The 23034-nt window shown below is 56.4% G+C and carries 24 protein-coding genes; 23 read left to right on the forward strand and 1 reads right to left on the reverse strand.

Annotated features, from left to right (window positions below):
• From AACV31_RS11980 to AACV31_RS12090, 23 genes are all read left to right on the forward strand, one after another.
• Window positions 1-231: hypothetical protein (locus tag AACV31_RS11980; protein WP_165156957.1), on the forward strand; the 231-nt coding region annotated here is incomplete at its 5' end.
• Between the two features lie 339 nt (window positions 232-570).
• On the forward strand, window positions 571-1173 hold the full coding sequence (locus tag AACV31_RS11985) for a hypothetical protein (protein WP_165157023.1): 603 nt from the start codon (window positions 571-573) through the stop codon (window positions 1171-1173).
• Window positions 1173-2663: a terminase gene (locus tag AACV31_RS11990; protein ID WP_165156959.1), complete on the forward strand. Its 1491-nt coding sequence runs from the start codon at window positions 1173-1175 to the stop codon at window positions 2661-2663. The genes AACV31_RS11985 and AACV31_RS11990 overlap by 1 nt, the downstream gene beginning before the upstream one ends.
• A complete protein-coding gene (locus tag AACV31_RS11995) occupies window positions 2663-4078 on the forward strand; it encodes a DUF4055 domain-containing protein (RefSeq protein WP_165156961.1) in 1416 nt (471 codons plus the stop codon). Before AACV31_RS11990 ends, AACV31_RS11995 begins: the two co-directional genes overlap by 1 nt.
• Window positions 4062-5165 (forward strand): hypothetical protein, encoded by a 1104-nt coding sequence (locus AACV31_RS12000; RefSeq protein ID WP_165156963.1) that lies wholly within the window; start codon window positions 4062-4064, stop codon window positions 5163-5165. Before AACV31_RS11995 ends, AACV31_RS12000 begins: the two co-directional genes overlap by 17 nt.
• Window positions 5166-5240: 75 nt before the next feature.
• Complete coding sequence (locus tag AACV31_RS12005; protein ID WP_165156965.1) at window positions 5241-5924, forward strand: hypothetical protein; 684 nt, start codon at window positions 5241-5243, stop codon at window positions 5922-5924.
• Window positions 5924-6898, forward strand: coding sequence for a major capsid protein (locus AACV31_RS12010; RefSeq protein WP_165156967.1), 975 nt, complete (start codon window positions 5924-5926; stop codon window positions 6896-6898). The genes AACV31_RS12005 and AACV31_RS12010 overlap by 1 nt, the downstream gene beginning before the upstream one ends.
• 33 nt (window positions 6899-6931) lie before the next feature.
• A complete protein-coding gene (locus AACV31_RS12015) occupies window positions 6932-7414 on the forward strand; it encodes a DnaT-like ssDNA-binding protein (RefSeq protein ID WP_165156969.1) in 483 nt (160 codons plus the stop codon).
• Window positions 7415-7417: 3 nt separating this feature from the next.
• On the forward strand, window positions 7418-7768 hold the full coding sequence (locus AACV31_RS12020; RefSeq protein ID WP_165156971.1) for a hypothetical protein: 351 nt from the start codon (window positions 7418-7420) through the stop codon (window positions 7766-7768).
• Window position 7769: 1 nt separating this feature from the next.
• Window positions 7770-8183 (forward strand): HK97 gp10 family phage protein, encoded by a 414-nt coding sequence (locus tag AACV31_RS12025; protein ID WP_165156973.1) that lies wholly within the window; start codon window positions 7770-7772, stop codon window positions 8181-8183.
• Window positions 8180-8593, forward strand: coding sequence for a phage tail terminator-like protein (locus tag AACV31_RS12030; RefSeq protein WP_165156975.1), 414 nt, complete (start codon window positions 8180-8182; stop codon window positions 8591-8593). The genes AACV31_RS12025 and AACV31_RS12030 overlap by 4 nt, the downstream gene beginning before the upstream one ends.
• Before the next feature lie 44 nt (window positions 8594-8637).
• Window positions 8638-9297 (forward strand): phage tail protein, encoded by a 660-nt coding sequence (locus AACV31_RS12035; RefSeq protein ID WP_165156977.1) that lies wholly within the window; start codon window positions 8638-8640, stop codon window positions 9295-9297.
• A gap of 87 nt (window positions 9298-9384) precedes the next feature.
• Window positions 9385-9696, forward strand: a complete 312-nt coding sequence (locus tag AACV31_RS12040) for a phage tail assembly chaperone (protein WP_165156979.1) — start codon at window positions 9385-9387, stop codon at window positions 9694-9696.
• A 62-nt stretch (window positions 9697-9758) separates the two neighbouring features.
• Entirely contained in the window at window positions 9759-10007 is a 249-nt protein-coding gene (locus AACV31_RS12045) for a DUF1799 domain-containing protein (RefSeq protein WP_339379740.1), read from the forward strand.
• On the forward strand, window positions 10004-13024 hold the full coding sequence (locus AACV31_RS12050) for a phage tail tape measure protein (protein WP_165156981.1): 3021 nt from the start codon (window positions 10004-10006) through the stop codon (window positions 13022-13024). The genes AACV31_RS12045 and AACV31_RS12050 overlap by 4 nt, the downstream gene beginning before the upstream one ends.
• 244 nt (window positions 13025-13268) lie before the next feature.
• Window positions 13269-13637: a zinc ribbon domain-containing protein gene (locus tag AACV31_RS12055; RefSeq protein WP_339379741.1), complete on the forward strand. Its 369-nt coding sequence runs from the start codon at window positions 13269-13271 to the stop codon at window positions 13635-13637.
• A gap of 111 nt (window positions 13638-13748) precedes the next feature.
• The gene (locus AACV31_RS12060; RefSeq protein WP_165156985.1) at window positions 13749-14096 is read left to right on the forward strand and encodes a phage tail protein; all 348 of its coding nucleotides are present in this window, start codon (window positions 13749-13751) and stop codon (window positions 14094-14096) included.
• Window positions 14093-14869 (forward strand): phage minor tail protein L, encoded by a 777-nt coding sequence (locus AACV31_RS12065; RefSeq protein ID WP_165156987.1) that lies wholly within the window; start codon window positions 14093-14095, stop codon window positions 14867-14869. The genes AACV31_RS12060 and AACV31_RS12065 overlap by 4 nt, the downstream gene beginning before the upstream one ends.
• Before the next feature lie 5 nt (window positions 14870-14874).
• A complete protein-coding gene (locus AACV31_RS12070) occupies window positions 14875-15594 on the forward strand; it encodes a C40 family peptidase (RefSeq protein ID WP_165156989.1) in 720 nt (239 codons plus the stop codon).
• Window positions 15591-16193: a tail assembly protein gene (locus AACV31_RS12075; RefSeq protein WP_165156991.1), complete on the forward strand. Its 603-nt coding sequence runs from the start codon at window positions 15591-15593 to the stop codon at window positions 16191-16193. Before AACV31_RS12070 ends, AACV31_RS12075 begins: the two co-directional genes overlap by 4 nt.
• Window positions 16194-16243: 50 nt before the next feature.
• On the forward strand, window positions 16244-19552 hold the full coding sequence (locus tag AACV31_RS12080) for a host specificity protein J (protein WP_165156993.1): 3309 nt from the start codon (window positions 16244-16246) through the stop codon (window positions 19550-19552).
• 2 nt (window positions 19553-19554) lie between these two features.
• Window positions 19555-20511, forward strand: a complete 957-nt coding sequence (locus AACV31_RS12085) for a DUF6453 family protein (protein ID WP_165156995.1) — start codon at window positions 19555-19557, stop codon at window positions 20509-20511.
• Between the two features lie 58 nt (window positions 20512-20569).
• Window positions 20570-22450 carry a tail fiber domain-containing protein gene (locus AACV31_RS12090; RefSeq protein WP_165156997.1) on the forward strand — a complete coding sequence of 627 codons (1881 nt, stop codon included), beginning with the start codon at window positions 20570-20572 and terminating at the stop codon, window positions 22448-22450.
• Window positions 22451-22656: 206 nt separating this feature from the next.
• Here AACV31_RS12090 and hdeA read toward each other — a convergent pair whose 3' ends face one another.
• Window positions 22657-22989, reverse strand: coding sequence for an acid-activated periplasmic chaperone HdeA (gene hdeA, locus AACV31_RS12095; RefSeq protein WP_165156999.1), 333 nt, complete (start codon window positions 22987-22989; stop codon window positions 22657-22659).
• Between the last annotated feature and the right edge of the window lie 45 nt (window positions 22990-23034).

Below are 23034 nucleotides of genomic sequence, written 5' to 3' on the forward strand. Positions count from 1 at the left end.
TTGCCTGATGCAGCGATAAGCGCAGGAAACACCATAGACATTGTGAACAGCGGTGCGCCGGTAATGGTGAAACCTGCAAATAACAACGTGTTGTTGAAGGTGCCTGGTAACAGCGATGCTCTGCCATCTGCGTTCATGCTTACCGGCAGTGGTCAGCTGGTTCAGTCAGGTGTTGAAGGCCAGACGTGGGTGGCGGCCAGTGGAAATTTCTCCCGAACAGTAAGTGAGTAAGTGCGATGGCGACCAAAAAAATCACCTTAACGGATGAGTGGCAGCAGATCACCACGGGCTCGGAGTCTGTTTTTATTCAGTCCCGATACGGAAAAGTGGCGATTTGTGAGAGCCAGACTCGGCCAGCAGATGATTACCCGTCAATCAACATAATGGAGGCCAATATCTGTCCTCCGTCGGTTATCTGGGCAAGAGCATGTATTCCTGGAACTGTCCTGGTAATTGTTGAACCCGGGGAATAGGACAACTTAATGAGTTGTTCCACAAAGAGGGGTACTAATACCTGATTGTTCAACACCGCCTCCGGGCGGTTTTTTTATGCCTGAAAAAGAGAAAATTATGGCAAAACCAGACTGGGAGGCCATCGAGTCAGCCTACCGGGCTGGCTTGCTGTCTCTCCGCGAAATCGCATCACAACACGGTATCAGTGAAGGGGCCATTAGAAAGCGCGCAAAGCGTGATGACTGGTCACGTGACCTTAACGCCAAAGTTAAGGAACGCGCCGACGACCTGGTACGCAAAGCAGAGGTACGCAAGAAGGTACGCAGCGAGAACGCACTGACCGAACGCGTACTGATTGAGGCGACAGCCGAGGTAATAGCTAACGTTCGGATGGAACACAGAGGTGATATCCGCCGGGCGCGTGAGATCACCAACATGCTCTTTGATGAGCTGGCGGCTGAATGTACCGACGTTGACGCACTGGAAAAGCTCGGCGAGATGATGTGCTGTCCTGACGACAAGGGGCGCGACAAACTGAACGAGCTGTATCACTCGATCATTTCGATGCCTGAGCGCGTGAAGTCGGCTAAGGCGCTTTCTGAGGCGTTAAAGAACCTCATCGGTCTTGAGCGCCAGGCTTATGACATTGGTAGCACCACCGCCGACGATACTACTCAAAAGCTGTCTGATCTGATGGATGAGCTTTCAGGGGGGGCCTGATGGCGCTTAGACCTGAACATCTCGCCAGGCTTAGGGATAAGTTCTGGCGGCTTAACCATCTTTACTGGATCACCGACAAGCGCGGTAAGCCGGTACGCTTCAAAATGACCCCGGAGCAGTTGGCCTACTTCGAGGGGATGCACACACGAAACATCATCCTGAAAGCGCGCCAGCTCGGTTTTACAACGCTGGTGTGCATCATTCAGCTCGATGCCGCGCTGTTCGAGGGTGCAAAGTGCGCGCTTATCGCTCACACCCTCAACGACGCAAAACGACTTTTCCGAGAGAAAATCAAATATGCCTGGGAGCGACTGCCTGCCGAAATACGGGCGGCTAATCCTGCGTCTAATGATGCCGCTGGTGAGCTGGTTTTTAAGAAGGGCGGCTCGCTCTACGTTTCGACGTCTTTTCGTGGCGGCACGCTGCGCTATCTTCACGTTTCCGAGTTCGGGAAGATCTGCGCGAAGTACCCGGACAAGGCGCGCGAAATTGTCACGGGTGCTTTTGAGGCTGTTTCAGCTGACTGTTTCACGACGATTGAAAGCACAGCAGAAGGCCGTGCGGGCTATTTCTTCGATTATTGCCAGCTTGCGGAAAAAGCGGCGCTATCTGGTGCTCCCCTCTCTCAACTAAGCTGGAAATTCTTCTTTTTCAGCTGGTGGATGAACCCCCAGTATGCAATCGACCCCGTAGAGCCGCTATCGCAGCGCCTGCGCGATTATTTCTATGAACTGGAGGCGAAGCACCGCCTTACGCTCAACGACCGCCAGAAAGCGTGGTATCAGGCAAAAGAAACCACCCTCGGCGACTACATGAAGCGGGAATACCCGTCGATCCCCGCAGAGGCGTTCCAGCAGTCCGTTGAAGGTGCTTATTACGCGAAACAGTTCGCTGTTCTCTACGCACAGCGCCGCATCGGTGAACTGCCGGATAACGATCACCTTCCTGTTTACACGTTCTGGGATATCGGCGTGGGTGACTCCACGGCGATCTGGTTTGTGCGCGTGGTGGGGGATGAGTTCCACGTCGTGGACTTCTACGAGAACAGCGGCGAAGGGCTTCGCCACTACATGAAGATCCTCAAGGAAAAGGGCTACACCTACGCCGAACACTGGGCGCCACACGATATCGACAACCGCGAGTTTGCGAACGATGGCAAATCCCGCCGCCAGCTGGCGCGCGAGGGCTACGAGGTTGACGGCGAAATCTATTCCATCTCGTTCAGTGTGGTGCCGAAGCTCGGCGTGCATGAAGGGATTGAGCTGGTGCGCGAAATCCTGCCCCGCTGCGCCTTTGACAGCGTGAAATGCGAGGAAGGGATAAGCCACCTGGAAGCCTACCGCAAAGAGTGGGACGCCAAACGCGGCTGCTGGAAAGACAACCCTTTGCACGACTTCACTTCACACGCCTCGGACAGCTTCCGCTACTTCGCTGTAGCAATGAGCCGCACTAAACCGGCGACAAACATCAAGATGGGAATTAGCTACTGATGGCAGACCTGAATATCGATTTTCACCACCCCGCCTGGTCAGAGTTCGCCGACGAGTGGCAGATGGTGACCGACTGCGTGGACGGTGAGCGCGCCGTTAAGCGCAAAGGCAAGCGCCGGATGGTGTACCTGCCGCACCCGTCCAGCGACTGGCAGACCAGCGATCCAGAGTGCATCCGTTATGATGCTTACCTTAAACGCGCGCCGTTTCTGAATGCCACCGGGCGCACCTTACAGGGGCTGCTGGGCATCGCGTTTGCCAAACCCTTAAAGATTGAGCTGACCGGCGCGCTGGAGGTGCTGGCGGGCGACGTTGACGGCCAGGGCTTATCACTCGATCAGTTGGCGCGTGATGCGGTATCGCAGAGCCTGCAAAAAGGTCGGGCCGGTATCCTGACTGACTACACCGGCAGCGGCGAGCAACCGCTGGCGCGTACCGGACGCCCGCTGCTGAAACTCTACAAGGCCGCGCAGATCATCAACTGGCGTGTGACCAACGGCAAGACCTCCCTGGTTGTGCTGAAAGAGTGGGAGGCGGTGGATCTCCCTGACGAGTTCCGGCTTGAGCTGCGCCTGAAATGGACAGAGCTTCGCCTGATTGATGGAAAAGCCCATGTGCGCATCTGGAAGCAATCCGCTGAGGAAGGCGTGAAGGCTACCAACCTGGCACCGATTCGCGACAAGGCGGGCAAAGCGCTAACCGATCTGCCGTGGTCATGGATTGGGGCCAACAACAACGACCACACGCCGGATGCGCCGCCGCTGGCGGATATCGCCTCGATGAACATCAAGCACTATCAGGCAGAAGCGGATATCGCAGAGATCGCTCACCTTTGCGGAAACCCGACGCCCACCGCTGCCGGGCTTTCGATGGAATGGGCGGATAAATACCTTAAAGATGGGATTCGCATCGGCTCCACTACCGGCGTGCTCCTGCCTGCTGGTGGGAAGCTCGAAATTGTCCAGGCTGAGGATCGCAATCTGCCTATTGTCGTTGCCGAACGTCGCGAGAAACAGATGGCGATGCTCGGCGCGAAGCTGGTAGAGCGCGGCACCGCAGCCAGAACTGCCACGCAGGCCGCTGATGAGGCGCAGACCGATAACTCCATCCTGTCTCTCTGCGTGGGGAACGTGGAAGCCGCCATAAATCGCGCTCTCGCGTTCGCTGCTGCGTTTGCTGGCGGTAGCGGCACGATTACCATCAATAAGCGCTACGAAGTCGCACAGCTCGACTCTCAAGCCATTACGGCCCTGCTGGCTGCGGTGCAGTCCGGGAAAATGCTGCTGGTGGATTTCATCCGTTATATGCAGTCAATTGGCCTGGTCGATCCGACGGTAAGCCCGGAGGAAGTGGAAACCGCCCTGAGGGCGCAGAACGACCTGGCCGGGAGCCTGAACGATGGCGGCGACGATTAACGACCAGTTACGCGATGAGGCGATCAGCCATGCGCTCTACGTGGCGCGCTATGGCAACGGCGCTGCCCGCAAGATGATCCGGTTACTCAACGAGGCCGACGCGCTGCTTTCTGCCGAACTGCTGAATGTGCTGGATGGCGTGGACGCGGCTACGTGGAGCGAGCGCCGTCTGGCCTCCCTGCTGGCGTCTGTGCGCCGTCTTAATCGGAAGGCATATCAGCCCGTCACCGAGGCGCTGAAAAGCGAGCTGGAGGCGTTTGCGGAGCATGAGGCGGGCTATCAGTTTGACCTGTTTAATCAGCTACTGCCGGAGGCAGTGTTAAACCACGTCGAACTACAGGCCATTACACCCGATCAGGTGTATGCCGCCGCCGTTTCGCGACCGTTTCAGGGGCGGCTGCTGTCCGAATGGGCCAACAAACTGGAAGCCGACCGGCTGACAAAAATCACCAACGCGGTGCGCATGGGTTACCTGCTGGGCGAAACCACCGAGGCGATTACCCTGCGCGTGGTCGGCACCAGAGCGGCCAGCCGCGAGGACGGGGCTATTCAGGAGAACCGGCGCAACCTGGCGGCAGTGACCCGAACGGCCATAGCCCACGTTGCCAGCACCGCCCGGCAGTCATTCGCCAGCGCGAACAGCGATCTGGTGAAGGGCAAACAGTGGCTTTCAACGCTCGACACGCGCACCACCACGATCTGCATTGCCCGCGACCGGCTGAAATACACGCTGGACGGGAAACCCATCGGCCATAACGTGCCATACCTGCGCGGGCCGGGCAGGGCGCATTTCTGCTGCCGTTCTACCGAGACGCTGATCCTCAAATCCTGGCGGGAGCTGGGGATCGACATTGACGAGATGGACGCAGGCACCCGCTCAAGCATGGACGGGCAGACACCGGGCGATACCACCTATTCAGAATGGCTACAGCGCCAGCCCTACGACCGACAAAAAGCCGTGCTGGGTAAGGAGCGCGCCGACCTGCTGAGGGCCGGGAAACTTAAGGTGCCGGACTTCTTTAACGACCGGGGGGAATTTCTCACCCTCGATCAGCTGCGACGGCTTGAGCCGCGCGCTTTCGACTAATCCCCAGGGGCTGCCAGCGGCGGCCCTTTTTCTTTCCTGCGGCCAGAGGCCGCGACCATCCCGACGGAGTTGATGATGTTCAAATTCAAGATTGATAAAGCCGCCTTTGACGCGCTGCCGGACGAACACAAGGCCATGTACCAGGAAGCCGGAGACGGTTATCAGATGGCTATTGAGGGGCTGCCGGACGTATCCGGCCTGGAAGCCAAAGTGAACGAACTGCTGGGCGAGAAAAAGGCTGAGAAGGCCAAACGCGAAGCTGCCGAGAAGGCAGCACGCGAAGCGGAAGAGGAAAAAGCCCGCAAAGAAGGCGACGTTACTGCCCTCGAAAACAGCTGGAAACAGAAGCTGTCCGACACGGAAGCGCGCTATCAGAGCCAGATCGAGAGCCTGAACGGCTCGCTGAACACGCTGCTGGTGGACAACGTGGCGCAGAGCCTCGCCACCAAATTAGCAGGCGAAGCCGCGCCGGTCATGCTGCCGCACATCAGGAGCCGCCTGGTGGTGGAAATGCAGGACGGCAAGCCGGTTACTCGCGTGCTTGATGCCAGCGGAAAGCCGTCGGCGCTGACTGTTGACGAGCTGGGCGCGGAGTTCAGCAGCAACAAAGCCTTTGCGGGCGTGATCATCGGATCAAAAGCAAGCGGCACCGGCGGCGCTGGTGACCCTTCGAACCCTGTCGGCAGCGCTGACGGGCTGGGCGGCAACGACCTTGTGAGCGAAGCCGCGAAAATTATTAAAAATATGGGAACTGAATAATGACTCTCCACATCTTCGAAGCTCAAGTATCTACCGCCGCCACCGAACTGGTGGCCCAGCAGGTGCAGCGATTCAATGAGGCTTCCGGCGGCGCGCTGGTGATGGGATCTGGCGATCACATCGGTGATTACATCGAGCGCACCAGCTGGCAGCTTATCGGCGGCCTGGCGCAGCGCCGAAATGCATACCAGGATGGCGACCTGACCGCGCAGGAGCTGGGCCAGATTCTGGATCGCATGGTAAAAGTTGATGGCCGTATTGGCCCGATTTCGATCACGCCGACTATGATGAAGCGTCTCGGCAAAAGCGTGGATGAGGCGTCTGCCATTGTGGCCGCGCAGGCTACCGCAGCGATGCTTCAGGATTACCTTAACTCCACCTGCGGCGCGCTGCTGGCGGCCATCAAAGGCAACGCCAGCATGATCACCGACCTTTCCAGCGCTGAGGGCGTGAAGCCATCACTGGCGGGCCTGAACAAAGGCGCGCGCCCCATGGGGGATGCGTTCTCGCGTCTGGTGGCGTGGGTGATGGATGGGGCGACCTACAACGATTTCATCGACGAGTCGCTGACCAACGCCAACCGCCTTTTCCAGATCGGCAACGTTAACATCATGCAGGATGGGCTGGGCCGTCGCTTCGTTATCTCCGATATTCCGGCGCTGGCAGACGGCGACCTTCAGCACGTTCTCGGCCTGACCGCTGGCGCTGCTGCGGTGCAGACTTCTCCGCTAAACATGCTGGCGCAGCCGGTACTGGGTAAAGAAAACCTCAAAGCGCTGATGCAGGGCGAATACGATTACACTGTGGGCCTCAAAGGCTATCAGTGGACGGACAGCACCATTAAGTCACCGACTGATGAGCAACTGACCACCACTCAAAACTGGAAGAAAATACGCACGAGCGATAAAGAAACGGCTGGCGTGCTGGTCACGTTTGGTAAAAAAGGTGGCCAACGTCAGCGTAGTAATAGTTAAGGGGCTTCGGCCCCTTTTTTCGTGGAGATCCCCATGATCAATAACGACCCGACGTCCCCGACGTTTAACAGCTATGGCAACGTGGCGGGCCTGATGGCTTTTGCTTCGTCGCGTGGTTATGACGTGCCGGAGGAATCCGCCGAAATGCTGCTGTTTCAGGCGCTCGACTACCTGAACCTGCAACCGTGGGCGGGAAAGCCAGCTAAACGGAGCCAGCCGCTACCGTGGCCGCGTTCTGGCGTGACGGTAGGGGGTGAGCCTTTCCCCGACGATGAAATCCCGCAGGCGCTCATCCAGGCGCAATACCGGCTCGCTGTTTCAGCGCAGGAAATAGACCTGATGCCAGGCCATGGCGGCGCGCAGGCGCTTGAGGAAACTGTGAGCGGCGCGGTTTCCATCAAGTACAGCGAGCAGACGCTGGGATCGGAGGTTTATTTTCCCTGGCTGCGCCAGCTGCTGGGTGAACTGCTGGGGACGGGGGCATCGTCCGTTAACTTTCGCGTGATGAGGGATTGAGCCATGCCGATCAGTTACCCGCGAATGAGGGCCACGGCTAAAAAGCTGCTGACCGGCAACGGCACCACATGGAAGATCACACGGCCAGGCGGGGTTGAGGTGATCGCCGGAGTGGAGCACGCCCGGCCAGAAATCCGCTTCGACGCCGTCGGCGTTCGCAGTGATTACAAGCCCGCAGAGGTGGACGGCACCCTAATCATCGGTGGCGACGTGCGGATCGTCTTTACCGCCGATCAGGCGCTGCTGGTGGGCGATCTGGTGGATATCGACGACACGCAATACCGCATCGTTAACCCGAACCCGGTTAAGCCTGCCGATCTGGTGTTGTGTTACCGCGCACAACTGAGGGCATGACATGAGTGAAAACGCCGCTTTTATGGCTTCCATCAATGCCTTTGTGGACAGGGCTAAGGCCAACCAGGAACAGGTGATCAGGAAGGCATTTCTGAGCATCCACACCCGGCTGGTGATGATGTCACCTGTGTTAACCGGGCGCTTTCGTGGCAACTGGCAGATTGGATTAGACAGCCTGCCGGAAGGTACGCTTGATGTGTACGACAAAACGGGTACCGAAACGATAGCGCGCGGCGCGCTGGTAATTGAGCGGTTTAAGGTGGGCATGAAATCGGTTTACTTCACCAACAACCTGCCCTACGCCTACGCGCTGGAAATGGGGCATTCGCAGAAGGCTCCGGCGGGCATGGTGCGCGTCACTGCGGCAGAGTTTCAGCGCTTCTTTGATGCCGCAGTGAAGGAGGTGCGGAAGTGATCCCCGATATCGCCGCCGCCATGAATGCCCGGCTGGGTGCATGGGCTGACGGCCAGCAAATCCCGCTCATCATTGAGAACTGCCAGGCAGACAAGCCTGCTGGCCTCTTTCTTGAATCGTTCGACATGCCCGCCACGCCGCAGACGCTCGATCTCGGCCAGACCTGCCACGTTTACCCCGGTATTTTTCAGGTGAACGTTGTGGTGCCGGTCGGCAGCGGAACAAGCGCTGGTCGCGCGCTGGCGCGCCAGGTGGCGGCCCTGTTCCCCGAGGGGCAGAGCGTGCAGGGCGACGGCTTTACCTGCTGGATTAGCGCCCGGCCTGCCATCTACGCGGGCGTGCTTAATCCACGAAACACCCGCTACTCAATCCCGGTAAGCATTCCTTACCGCGCTGACATTTCCAGCTAACCCCGGCCACCGCGCCGGTTTTTTTATTTCTGAAGGAGACATTCATGGGTTTTGCATTGCCAAATGGTGCCCACGTTTATCTGGCGTCGGCCTATGGTACGTCGGTTTCATTCAATAACGCGACGAACGCCGAGAACGTCGTGCTCACTGTGGAAGATGCCAGCGAACTGAAAGCTGGCGATATTGTTCACGTTAACTGCAACTGGTCAGGCATTGATAACGTCATTGCGAAAATCGACGCGATCAACGACAACGCCGTCACGCTGCGTAATATCAACACCACCAATACCAACAAATACGCTGCGGGCGGCGGCAGCGGCTCCATCCGAAAGGTGCAGGAATGGACTGAGCTGCCGCAGATCGTTGAGGTATCAAAATCGGGGGGTGACCAGAACACCACTCAAATTCAGTTCCTGAGCGATGACCGCCAGCGCAACCTGAACACCTATAAATCTGCCGTTTCGCAAACCTATTCGATTGCTCACGACTCGACGCTGCCGGTATACGCGCTCCTGCGCCAGCTTGATGAGGGTGAAGAGACGGTGGCCGCGTACATGTACGTGCCAAAGGCGAAAGAAAATCGTTACTGGGCCGCCACGGCGTCTTTCGATGACACCCCGTCAACGGCGGTGAACGAAGTCGAAACGGTGAGTGTGGTGCTCAACCTCCAGTCTCAGGCCATGACGTTCTACAAGGTTGAGTAGGCAAAGCCTGAGGGCACTGCCATCACCGTTACCGCAGAGGTATAACAGTAAGCCCCCGTCAGGGGGCTATTCATTTCAGGAGTCTCTATGACCACCAGATTTACCCTCCAGCCAAAACCCACCTTCAAAGCCGATGTGAAAATCCCGCGTGCGGGTGATGAAGATGGTGTTCTGACGTTCACGTTTAAACATTACTCGCTCGATCAGCTCGCGAAGATGGAAAATCTTGACGAAAAGACGGTACTCGATTTTGTGGCTGACATCGCTGTCGCCTGGGCGCTGCCGGATGAATTCAGCCGCGAGAATCTGGAAACTCTCATGAACAACTACCCAGGCGCACTGAAAGCCATCACCGAAACTTACTATCGCGAACTGCTGGGGAATCGCGAAAAAAACTGATAGCGGTTGCTTCGGCTTTATATACGCCTGAGCCATCGGCGGCTGATCTCGCCCTGTATGGCCTGACCCCGGATGATTACGAAGATGAAACGGTGGAGGTATGGCCGGATGTCTGGCCTGCCTTCTGTGTTTTCCGGGCGATCGGCACGCAGTGGCGCACAGGCATGGGGGGCGCATCCGGTCTCGACTATAACGTCCTGCCCTGGGTAATGCGCCTTCACAATATTAAAGACGAGGCAACCGCGCTTTCGGATATCAGCGTGATGGAACGAACCGCACTGAAAATCATGCATAAAGAGAGGGCGGAATGAGTAACGATATCGCCACCATTAACCTGCGCGTCAATACCGGCGAGCTGGAGCGGGGGAACAGGGCGCTTGATGAATTTCAGCAGGCGGCTGGCAGCGCCGCAAAAGGGGCCGACGATCTTAATTTCAGTTTCCGGGCTGGCGCCGGGAGCCTGAAAAAAAATGCGGCCAGCCTGCGCGAGCAAAAGCAGGAATTACAGGCACTGCTGAATAAAATCAGTCCGGTAAACAGGGCGCTGGATGAGCTGGACACTATCCAGCAGAGCCTTGCCAGTTTTCGTGGCAAATCCCTGTTGAGCCTCGAGCAGTATAAGCGCTACAACGAGATTTTAGAAACCACGCGCACTAAATTGCTGGAAACGCAGGAGGCGGAAACCGCAGAAGGCCGCGCGCGACTGGAACAGGCCAGGGCGGCGCAGCGAGCCGCCGCGACGGCGCAGGCCTTCGTTGCCTCGTTAGAGGAACAGGTGAATGCCATCGGTAAAAACCGTACCGAACTGCTGGAGCTGAAAGCGGCGCAGCTTGGCGTTTCCCAGCAGACCGCACCACTGATCGCCCGTTTGCGCGAGCAGGACGAAGCCTGGAAGAAAGGCGTGATAAGCGCGGGCCAGTATCAGCAGGCGATGCGCATGTTGCCGATGCAGATCACCGATGTGGTGACTTCCCTTGCGTCAGGAATGCCGGTCTGGATGGTTGCCATCCAGCAGGGTGGCCAGATTAAGGACTCATTCGGCGGTGTTGGTAATGCGTTAAAAGCGGTTATGAGCTTGCTCTCCCCGGCGCGGCTGGCGTTCGGCGGCTTGATTGGGGGTGCTGGTTTGCTTGTTACGGCCTGGTATCAGGGCTGTAAGGAAGCAGAAGAATTTAACAAGCAGCTTATCCTGACGGGGAACTATGCTGGCAAAACTGCCGGTCAACTCAATGACCTGGCACGCGCTATCTCGAAGAGTGGTTCCACGCAGGGAGCCGCGGCGGGTGTACTGGCGAAGGTGGTGGGAAGCGGCAAGTTCAGCGGCGAAGAACTGGAGCAGGTGACAAAGGCCGCGCTGGCGATGGAGCGCGCCGTGGGCCAGTCAGTCGAGGCCACGATCAGCAATTTTGAAAAGCTGAAAAATGCCCCTTCGCAGGAATCCGAAGAACTGAATCAGCGCCTGCATTATCTGACCTCTGCCCAGTATGACTATATTTCATCGCTGGAACGCCGGGGCGATAAGGAAGGCGCGGCAGCAGAGGCCGTAAGGCTTTACTCTGAGGCAATGGAACGGCAGGGCAAACAGATCGCCGAAAGCCTCGGCTACATCGAGCGTGCCGCAAATGCGGTTACCAGCGCCGCAAAGGATATGTGGGATCAGCTGTTAAACATTGGCCGCCCGGAGTCAGTGGAAGACAAGCTAAACAAACTCAAAGCCGACCTGGAAGAACGGCAGAAGGCGCTTAAGCCTGAGCGCCAGCGCATGGGTTATGGTTACAGCTACGACAGCAGCGCCGCCAGCCAGGAATATGACCAGCAGCGCAAAAACCAACTGGCTGCGATAGAGCAGGACAAGCTCCACATTGGCCTTCTGGAGCAGGCGTTACAGCTCCATAATGACATGACAGAAGGGCAGAAAAAGGCGCGTGATGCCGACGAAGCCAGATTAAAGTCAATCAGCGAACGAAACCGCCTGATGGATGAGGGCTTAACCAATGCGCAGAAGCGCACGCGGGATCTGATCGAGCTGTGGAAGCAGGTCGCGGCAGCGCCAGACGCATGGAGCAAGGAAGCGCGCCAGACTGCCGTTGAGGTTATCAATAAGCGCTACGCCGAGAAGGAGAAAAAGCCGATAGGAAGCGGCTCGGTTGAACGTTCTTCTGATAATGCCCAACGCGACCTGCTGGCACTGCAAGCCGAGCTGGATGTGCTGCAAAAGCATCGCCAGGCGAATGACGTTATCAGTCAGCAGCGGCGCAACCTCTGGAAAACCGAATCCGAAATCGCCATTCTCACCAAAAAAGCGCGGGAGGAAGGGTTAAGCCAGCAGGAGCAGATCACGCTGGCGGTAGATAAGGCAATACTTGCTTATCGCCAGCAACTTGCCGCTCTGGGGGATAAGGTGGAGCAGCAGAAGAAGCTTAACCAGCTTCACCAGCAGGCAAACACCTTTATTAAACAACAGAACGCCAGACAGGCAGAAATAGATGCCCTTGCTCAAGGAAAAACGCCAGAAGAGGCTCTGCATGACGCATCCCGACAGCGAATTACGGAGCAATACGGTAAGGGCGAGGAAGGCCAGCGGATGCTGGCTAAACAAGAGGAAACGTGGAACAAGGAAGCGCAACTACAGCAAAACTGGCTTGCGGGTGCCAGGCGGGGATGGAATGAATACGGTGAAACTGCAACGGACGTCTATTCACAGATGCAGGACATTAGCAAACAGACTTTCACCGGAATGGCCTCCACCATGACCGACTTCTTCACTACCGGCAAAGCCAGCTTTACTGATTTTCTGAACACGTTCCTGAAAGGGATTGTGCAGATGATAAATCAGCTGGTTGTGTTCAGTGCTATTCAGGGCGCAGCCAAATCTATGTCTGGCTCCGGGGTGGGATGGATTAAGAGTATTGGCGATTTCTTTGTCGGCCACGCTGAGGGGGGTTATACGGGTGATGGTGGCAAATACGAGCCAAAAGGGATTGTGCATGGCGGGGAGTTTGTGTTTACAAAAGAGGCCACAAAAGCTCTTGGGGTGAACAATCTCTACGCACTGATGCGTAGCGCTCAGGGTTATGCCAATGGCGGATATGTGGGTAAAGCGCCAATGGTCGGGTTAACAGGTAATGGCGGTGCTGGTGGTAATATCAGCATCAACACCTCCGTGTCTGTCACGACCGGTAATCAGACCCCGCAAGCTGGCGAAACAGGGAGTTCTGACGCTATGAAAAGGGCGTATCAACAGACCATCGACAAGTCTATTCGGGAGGGTATCCTGAAAGAAACCCGTCCTGGTGGCATCATCTGGAACGCGACAAAATCACGTTAAATTGATTTTGATCAAAGTTTTGGGTTTCTCCACCGCTACGCTTTTCTTTTTTTTCTGAGGGAAATGCATGAAGTATCTTGGTTGGACAGTGTTGCTGGTTGGTGTGCTATGGGCGGTTGTGGCCCTGAACATGGATGTTAGCGTTGAGACTGGCTATGGCACCAGGGTAAACAACATTGGTCTGATGGCAGCGCGTCAGAATCACATTATCATTGGTGCCTTTATCACTCTTTGTGGCCTTCTGATGGCTATATTTGGCGGCAGAAAGGATGATTCAGGCCCATTGGTTAAATGTCCATTCTGTGCGGAACTGGTAAAGTCAGAGGCCGTTAAGTGCAAACACTGTGGTAGTGACTTAATGCCGACACAGGGCGAAAAAGGAGACCTGTGGATACCTTATCTGTATTTTTCCTCAGCCTGGGGGGAGACATCTGTTAATCGCGGAGCTGTTGCTGATTTGGTTTGTTATTTATTGTCCGCAAATAGCAATATGCAGCGCAAAGAGATAATTGAAAAATACCAGCAACGTATTGACACACTCGCAAAGGGTATGCCGCCAGCAGTTAGAAGCTCTTTTCTGGATTGTTATAATGAATTAATGCGAGAGGAATGATTGTAGGCCGACAAAGATAGTTATTGAGGTTTTTCTGGTCGCTTCAATTTACTTGCAATATAAAAATTACCCGCCCACCGAGGCGGGTTTTTATTGCCCGGAGGAAACTGAATGGCAATAGAAACCTTCAGCTGGCCGACGCAGATCCAGTCGGGAATGCAGGGCGAATACACCACGACGGTGCGCCGTGCAAAGTTTGGTGACGGTTACGAGCAGGTGGCCGCCGACGGCATCAACCCGGAGTTTCAGCGCTGGCCTGTTGTGATGACCGGCACCCGAAGCGAGATGCTGGCTGTGCTGGCCTTTGTGCGCCGCCACGTCGTGAAATCCTTTATCTGGACGGCACCGAACGGTGAAACGAGCCTCTGGCGCGTTGATCCTGATTCCATCCGTTCCGCGCCGCTTTCCAGCAACGTGATGACCATCAACGCCACATTCACACAGGCATACGCACCATGAGTACCACTGACCGCCCCGTAAAACTTTACCGTGATTATCAGCAACTGGAGCCGGGCAACACGATCCGGCTTTTTGAAGTGAGCGGTGAGTCGTTCGGTATGCCCGACGTGCTGCGCTTCCATGCCTACAACCTGCCGCACACCGCCGACGAAATCGCCGCAGCGGGTGGCGATGAGAGCAAGCTGGCGGCCAAATCCATCTGGTGGCAGGGCGAAGAATATTCCGCCTGGCCGTGCCAGATAGACGGCATCGAGGCCTCCACCGACGGCAGCGGCGCACAACCGAAGCTGACGGTTGCGAACCTGGACGCCTCGATCACCGCGCTCTGCCTCGCCTATGACGACCTGCTTAAAGCGAAGGTGACCATCCGCGACACGCTGGCGCAGTATCTTGATGCGCGCAACTTCCCGGACGGGAACTCCACGGCAGACCCGGCGCAGGAGATCCGGCGCGTTTACTACATCAACAGCAAATCCAGCGAAACGAACGAGACCGTGGAGTTTACGCTGGCAAGTCCGATGGATCTGGAAGGGTTACAGCTGCCGCGCCGCCAGCTGCATTCCCTGTGCACCTGGTGCATTAACGGCAAATACCGCAGCGGCGACGGCTGTAGTTATGCAGACACGCGCTACTTTGACCGGCTGAACAACCCCGTTGACGATCCGGCGCTGGACGTCTGCAACGGCACGCTGACGGCCTGCAAACTGCGATTCGGTGATGCGCAGCCGCTTGACTTTGGCGGATTCCCCGGCACCAGTCTCATCAGGAGTTAATAACCGTGGACGAAAAACTGATTCATGAGATTAAGCGGCACGCGGCGCAGAGCTACCCGCAGGAGTGCTGCGGCCTCATCATCCTGCAGAACGGCCAGCGGCGCTATTTCCCCTGCAGAAACACCGCAGGCAACCCGGCGGAGCATTTCCGTATCGCGCCGGAGGATTACGCCAGCGCCGAAGACCTGGGTGACGTGGTGGGCATCGTTCACAGTCACCCGGACGCCACCAGCCAGCCCAGCGAGCTGGACAGGGCGCAGTGTGACGTTACGGAACTGCCCTGGCATATCGTGAGCTGGCCGGAGGGGGATTTTCGCACCATTTACCCGCGCGGCGAGCTGCCGCTGATTGGCCGCCCGTTTGTGCTGGGCGTTTATGACTGTTACGGGCTGGTTATGTCCTACTACCGGCAGGAGCACGGGATAGAGATCCCCGACAAGCGGCTCAGTTATGAATGGTGGACACCAGAGCACCCCGAAAACCTGTATCACGACTGCTGGTATGAATGTGGTTTCCGTGAGTTTACCGGGCCGCCGCAGCCGGGGGATCTGGTCATTATGCAGGTGCAGTCACCGAAGTGGAATCACGGCGGCATTCTGCTGGAGGGCAACATGCTGTTGCACCACCTGTACGGCCACCAGTCCGGGCGAACGCCTTACGGCGGGTACTGGCGGGAAAGAACCGTGAAAATTGTGCGACACAAAGATCTGATGGGGGAGGCATGACACAGACATTAACGAGAATCGAGCTTGGCGGTGCGCTGGCGCGCCAGTTTGGCAAAACCCACCACCGGGCTGTCAAAACCACGGCAGAAGCGGTGCGGGCGCTCTGTTGCACGATACCGGGCTTTGAGAAGTTCCTGAACACCAGCAAACAGCGCGGGCTGGCTTATCACGTATTCCGGGGCAGGAAAAATCTCGGCCTTAATGAACTGGGGTTTCCCGTGAACGGCGATGTGATCCGTATCGTTCCCGTGGTGATCGGCAGTAAGGACTCCGGGCTGTTTCAGGCCATTTTAGGCGCAGTGATTGTCACCGTGGCGGTGCTGGCCGGGCCTGCGGGGTGGGGCGCGATTTCCGGCACTGCGGCCTGGAATATCGGTGCGCTGGGTGCCTCAATGGCGATTGGTGGCATCGTGCAGATGTTATCCCCGCAGATGACCGGCCTCGCCAGTAAGCAGGACGCCGACAACCGGGCCTCCTATGCGTTCGGCGGCGTGACCAATACGGCCTCGCAGGGCTACCCGGTGCCGCTTCTCTACGGTAAGCGCCGGATCGGCGGTGCGATTATCTCGGCTGGTATTTATGCCGAGGATCAGCAGTGAGTTTGACCTGATGACTGGCCGCCTGCGGGCGGCTTTTTTGTGGGTGCGATATGACAGAAAAAACAATTCATGGCGCTAAAGGCGGTGGCGGGAAGCAACACACACCGAAAGAGCAGGAAGATAACCTGCTTTCCGTCGCCAAAGCCAAAGTGCTGGTGGCGCTGGGTGAGGGGGAGTTCGACGGCCAGCTTGATGGCAAATCCATCTTCCTGGACGGCACGCCGCTGGTGAACGCCGACGGGAGCGAGAATTTTCCCGGCGTGAAATGGGAGTTTCGCCCCGGCACACAGGCGCAGGAATACATTCAGGGCATTCCCGGTGCTGAAAACGAATTCCCGCTGACGAATATGCAGATCACCACGGACAAGAGCTGGACGCGAACCTTCGACGACGCCACGCTTTCCGCCGTTCGCCTGCGCATCAAATGGCCGCAGCTCTTTGAGCAGAAAGATAACGGTGACATGGTGGGCTACACGCTGGAATACGTGATTGAAATGCAGGTGGATGGTGGAAGCTGGCAGCAGGTGCTGAAAACAGCGGTGTCCGGCAAGACCACCAGCGGCTACGAGCGGAGCCACCGCATTGATTTACCCGCCGGTAAAACGTGGAACCTGCGCCTGCGCAGGCTGACCGCCAACGCGAACAGCGCACGCATCGGCGACACCATGATGCTGGAAAGCTACACGACCATCATTGACGCGAAGCTGCGCTATCCGAACACCGCTTTGCTCTATATGGAATTTGATTCGAGCCAGTTTAACGGCTCTATCCCGCAGATTTCCTGCGAGCCGCGCGGGCGCGTGATCCGCGTGCCGGACAACTATGATCCCGAAACACGCACCTACAGCGGCACCTGGGAGGGGACGTTTAAATGGGCGTGGACGGATAACCCCGCCTGGATATTTTACGACCTTGTGCTGAATGACCGTTTCGGGCTGGGCGACCGGTTGGATGCCGACAACGTGGACAAGTGGACGCTCTATCAGGTGGCGCAATACTGCGATCAGCTGGTGCCGGACGGCAGGGGCGGCGACGGCAAAGAGCCGCGCTATGTGTGCAACGTTTATGTGCAGAACCGGGCGGATGCATATACGGTGCTGCGCGACTTTGCGGCCATCTTCCGGGGCATGACTTACTGGGGCGGCGATCAGCTCGTTACCCTGGCAGACATGCCGCGCGATGTGGATTACGTCTACACGCGCGCGAACGTGGTGGACGGGCGTTTTACCTACGCCAGCAGCACGACAAAAGCGCGCTATTCAACCGCGCTGGTGAGCTGGTCTGATCCCGATAACCAGTACGCCGACGCGATGGAGCCGGTATTCGAGCCGGATCTGGTTAACCGCTACGGCGTGAACCAGCTGGAGATCACCGCCATCGGTTGCACCCGGCAGAGCGAGGCCAACCGGAAGGGGCGCTGGGGTATCCTGACGAACAACCGCGACCGCATTGTGACGTTCGCCGTGGGGCTGGACGGCAATATCCCGCTGCCGGGTTATATCATCGCTGTGGCCGATGAAATGCTTTCCGGGCGCGTAATGGGCGGGAGAGTCAGCGCCGTGAATGGCCGGACGATAACCCTCGACCGAGCGCCAGCGGCGAAAAAAGACGATCGGTTGCTGGTAAACCTGCCTGACGGCACCGTGCAGGCCCGCACCATTGCTGCTGTGTCCGGTAACGTGGTGACGGTCACCGCCGCCTGGGATACGACGCCCGACGCCGGGGCGTGCTGGATGGTGGAGAGCGACGACCTTTACGCGCAGCAGTACCGCGTTACCAGCGTGACGGATAACGGCGACGGCACCTTTACCATCAGTGCCGCCTGGCATGACCCGGACAAATACGCGCGGATTGATACCGGCGCAATTATCGACAAACGCCCGGTAAGTGTTGTGCCGCCGGGGCATGTCGCCGCGCCGCAAAACGTCAGGATTGAAAGCTTCACGGTGATTAATCAGGGCATGGCGATCCAGACCCTCCACGCCACCTGGGATGCGGTGGACGGGGCTGTCGCTTATGAGGCGCAGTGGCGGCGCGATAACAACAACTGGGTGAACATTCCACGCGCCTCGGTCTGCGGCTTCGATATCGACGGCATTTATGCCGGAAATTATATGGTGCGCGTGCGCGCGATTAACGCCGTGGAAGTTTCCAGCGTCTGGGGGCATTCAGAGTTAACGGCGCTGACCGGCAAGCAGGGGAACCCGCCGAAGCCGGTTAATTTCTCTGCCGAGTCGCTGAACTGGGGCGTGCGTCTGAGCTGGGGTTTTCCCGCTGACACCAGCGACACGCTCAAAACCGAGATCCAGTACGCGGTTAACGGTGACACCGAAAACCCGCTGTTGCTGGCTGATGTGCCCTATCCGCAGCGCGATTATTCACAGCTCGGCCTGAAAGCCGGGGCGCGGTTTATGTACCGGGCGCAGCTGGTGGACAGAACCGGCAACGAATCGGGCTGGACGGACTGGATCGACGGGATGGCTAACGACCAGGCGAGTGATTACCTGGAAGATATTGCCGACGATTTCCTGACGAAAGAGGACGGCGAGGCGCTGGTGAGCCAGATAACCCTCGACCCGGAAGCCATCCTGCAGAACGCCCTGAGCAGTCATGACACGGTTAAACAGCAGTGGAAGCAGTACGGCAAAAACCGCGCGGGCATCATGCAGGCGCAGACGCTGGCTGCTGATGCAAACAAGTCCGTAGCGGCGCTTGAAACTACCGTAAACGCGAAATTTGAGGGTTTCGAGGCCACCGCCTCCCGACTGGAGCAAGCCACGGCAGACAACACCTCAGCCATCAGTGAGATAAACGACACTGTGGTGGCAAAGTTCGGCGAGGTGGCCGCTGCGGTTGAAGGCAAAATGGATGCGTATGTTGACGCCAGTGGCGGCTCGGCCATCTACACCATGAAAACCGGCGTGCAGTACAAAGGGAAGTATTACGATGCCGGAATGTCGGTGGCTGTCACCATCAACGGTGCGCAGGTTGATACCCGTTTCGCTGTTAATGCCAACCAGTTTGTGGTGATGAGCGGCAGCGGCGACAACCGTTATTCACCGTTTGCGGTGAGTAACGGCCAGGTATTCATGAACAGCACCTTTATTCAGGATGGCACAATTACAAACGCCAAAATTGGCGCGGTAATTCAGGCGAACAATTATGCCGCGGGTAAAACCGGCTGGATGATTAACAAGTCGGGCGCCGCTGAATTTAACAACGTGACGGTGCGCGGAACCATCGTCGCCACGGAAGGACGTTTTTCCATGACGGGCGCCGGTAACACTGTGGTTATTAACGGTAATGGCGTGACCGTCAATCTGGCTAACGGTGGCCGTATTATTCTGGGAACGTGGTAACAATGCCTGGCGGATTATATATTGACCTGAAAGATGGCGGCCCGGCGATGGCAATCACTGCCGGGCTTCGGTGTCCGTCTTATTGCGGCTACACCTCGGGGCATGGTTTTAAATACACCATTCCCGGCTATGTGAGCGGCGCAACCGCGTTATTTGCCCCGCATGTCACTGCGGGGATTTATCCCAACGGGAGTACCAGCCTGATCCCTGATATGGATATTCTGACCAGCGTCTCGCAGAGCGGGAACACACTGACCTTTACTGCCTGGTCGAACTACAAAATGGATGGCGCAATTTATCCCGGCACGGTATGGCAAATCCTGCCGGCCAGTCAGTCGGGGAACCGTGGACTGTACATCTCTGACAGTACTGACTTTACCGCGATTACCGATGCCGCCACCGTGGGGCAGTGCGTGTATCGTGGTCGGGTGACGTTTACTGGCTCCTGGTCTCCGCCATCGACCAGCTATACGCGGCAATCTTATATGGTTTTCGCAAAGTGGAGTGCGTCCGGTGTCGTGGTGGAGTATGACGGCAAGGTAGTAAGAGCCTTAGCAGAGCGCAACGGGGCTAACGTCAACGCCACCGTGACAATGGACGTGGTTATCTTTGCGACCGGCGTTGCGCCAGTGGCGGGCCCGGGGCTTAATTTCTTTAACAGTAAAGGGCAATGCACGTTTTCAACCACTAAACGCCCGTTCATTTTCAGCAATAAATTCTACAAGCCCTCCGGCACCGCAACGGATATCGGCAACCGGTACATCATGCTGGGCCGGTATGGGGCGCAGACCGATGTGGCTGGTGGCTGGTGTTATGCGAAATATCAGGGGCTGGTGCGGTCGGGGAATTCGGTGCGGGTGGGGCGTGGATATGTTGCTTCGATCTGGACGGCTAATTATTCGCTGGACGTGAACAAGTCAACAGGCATGAACGTGTTGCTGCTCGACAGTATGTATTGAACGTTTAATCACTGCAAAACCCGCTTCGGCGGGTTTTTTGTTTTCAGGAGTTAACTGAATGGCAAAAGGCACTATCAGCATCGCCAATGGCGCAACCGCCATTACAGGCACCGGAACCCCATTTACCACCGAGCTGGCCGCCGGTGATTATATCGTTTTCACGGCGGGGCAGGTTGTCTATACGCAGGCGATTAAGTCAGTGGACAGCGACACGGCGCTGACGCTAACCAAACCCTACACCGGCCCGGACGCTGACGGACTGGCATGGTCGGCGGTGCCGCGCAGCACCATGTGCCAGATCACGATGGAAGTGGTGAATCAGGTCACGGAGGCTTTGCGCGGCCTGAACCATGACAAAGCGAACTGGCAGCAGGTATTTTCCGGGAGCAACAACGTCACTGTTACGCTACCTGACGGTAGCGAGTTTAAAGGGCCGAGCTGGCCGTTTATTGTGAATCTTCTGGAAGAGATTGACCCGGACAACCTGGAAAAAATACTCCAGGAGGTGAAGCAGGCGGAAGTCAGCGTAAGCGCTGATCGTAAGGCAGCAGAAACAGCCCGGACTGGTGCAGAGGGCGCGGCCAGCAGCGCAGCGGCAGCGCAGAAGGCCGCGGAAAACGCCAAATCTGCCGCAACAAAGAGCGCCTCTGATGCGGCTACCAGCGCCAGCGCTGCCACAACTTCAGCGAATTCAGCGACCCAGTCTGCAACCGATGCTCGCAGTCAGGCAGATCGTGCGCAACAGCTTGCTGATTCATTTGACGTTACAAAGGTGCTGAAAAAAGATCAGAACCTCGCTGATGTTTCGAATCCTGCTACAGCACGGGACAACTTAGGCGTTGGTCGAAACAGTAGCGTGGAATTCGCTGCGGTAAGATCCTACAGCGACATCAGAGCATCAAAGGTAACCGACGATTCTGTCCGGAGCAATGCGATCTATACGAACATAGTCGGAACAGATGGAACTGTGAGGTCGCAAGCTGAGTTCTGGTGCGATACATCAACAGGCGGCGTTTCGATTGTCAACCGTAACCCGACAGGGCCGCGATTCTTCACGATTAAGCAGAATGGGGAGGTTGAGCCATCCGGGCGAATAATGTCAGGTTATGGTGCCGACCTTAAGCACAATGGCGAGGTTTTAACGCTTCGGCCTGCAGCAGCAAGCCAGGCAACTTACATGCTTATCCGTGATAATGATGGTTCTAACATTATGCTGGTGGGCAAGCCTGGCGCAAACAATGACACCGGACTTTATAACTATAAGCACGGAACAAATATTGTTATGCAGGCAAGCCGTGCAGGATGTAATAAAAACTGGTATGCGCAAACAGTTGAGTCTGTCTCAGGTCACATAAGCTCAACGGCACCAACTGACGTTTCAGGTAGTCATTTTAATTTTTATGGGGCATCAGGACGGCGTCGCGGGATCATTTATTCACCAAACCCAGCAAGTGGCAGCTTTATTTATTTCAGGGCTGATATTGAAGGTACTGGTGCGGCAGGCAAGGATATGTCGCTAAATGGGAATACAGGTGAGGTGCGTGCGGTTAAGTTCACAAACACATCTGATGAGCGGGCTAAATTCTGGGTTAAGCCTGTGACGGGCGCGCTTGATAAGATATGCCAGCTTAATGGCGTTACCTATTCCATGCACACTACAATTCAGAATACGGTGCGAAACGCTGGCCTTATAGCCCAGGATGTACAAAAGGTACTGCCGGAGGCCGTGACGGAATGCTTGGCTGACAAGACGACGATCGACAAGGAATGCCGAACGATTGAGAGCCCGCTTGCGCTCGACTATAACGCGTTGTCAGCATTGTATGTTGAGGCTTTCAAAGAAGTTAAGGCCGAGCTTGATGCCTGTAAATCTGAACTGGCTGAGTTGAAAGCTGCGCTTGCCAGTTTGATGGCTGCCGGGAGTGCCAGCACGAGCTGAAAAAGAAAAAATAATATTGATAAGGGGAAGTGAACAAAAAAGCGGTAAATCATTTGGAGGTTTACCGCAAATAACATCTCAATTACGCTGGATAATTCAGTTAAGCAACTACTACAGGAGAAAATATTTCAGGCGAAAGTGCCTGGGACACCTTATTAAAAGCCCCAGACCGGGGCTTTCATGGGGCCTGAAATGAATGCCATTACTTAAACATCCTTTTTAACTTTTTCCCATTCTGATTTGACCTTATCCCGGAAAGATTCTTTAGGCGCTTGTTTGCAAGCTTCAATCACCATGGGGGTAACTTTAGTAATCCCATCGACATCAAGTACAGCCGATTCTGGTTTATCGTCTTTATAGATATCTTCGACGAAACTAACCGCTGTGGGCTGAAAGCTAGCGTCGAGAGCCAAGAAATCCTCACATGTCCATGTACTTACCGGTTTCTTATGGGCCTGCTCTTTGTTGTCTGAAGCCTGGCTGAAGGATGAGAAGGTAAGCAGAGTAGTTAAACCAACTAATAATAACTTACGTTTCATTGTGTCGTCTCCGTGGGTGAAGTAGACATTTCCTGTATCAAATAT

Source organism: Cronobacter sp. EKM101R (assembly GCF_963888145.1).
Taxonomy (GTDB): Bacteria; Pseudomonadota; Gammaproteobacteria; order Enterobacterales; family Enterobacteriaceae; genus Cronobacter; species Cronobacter turicensis.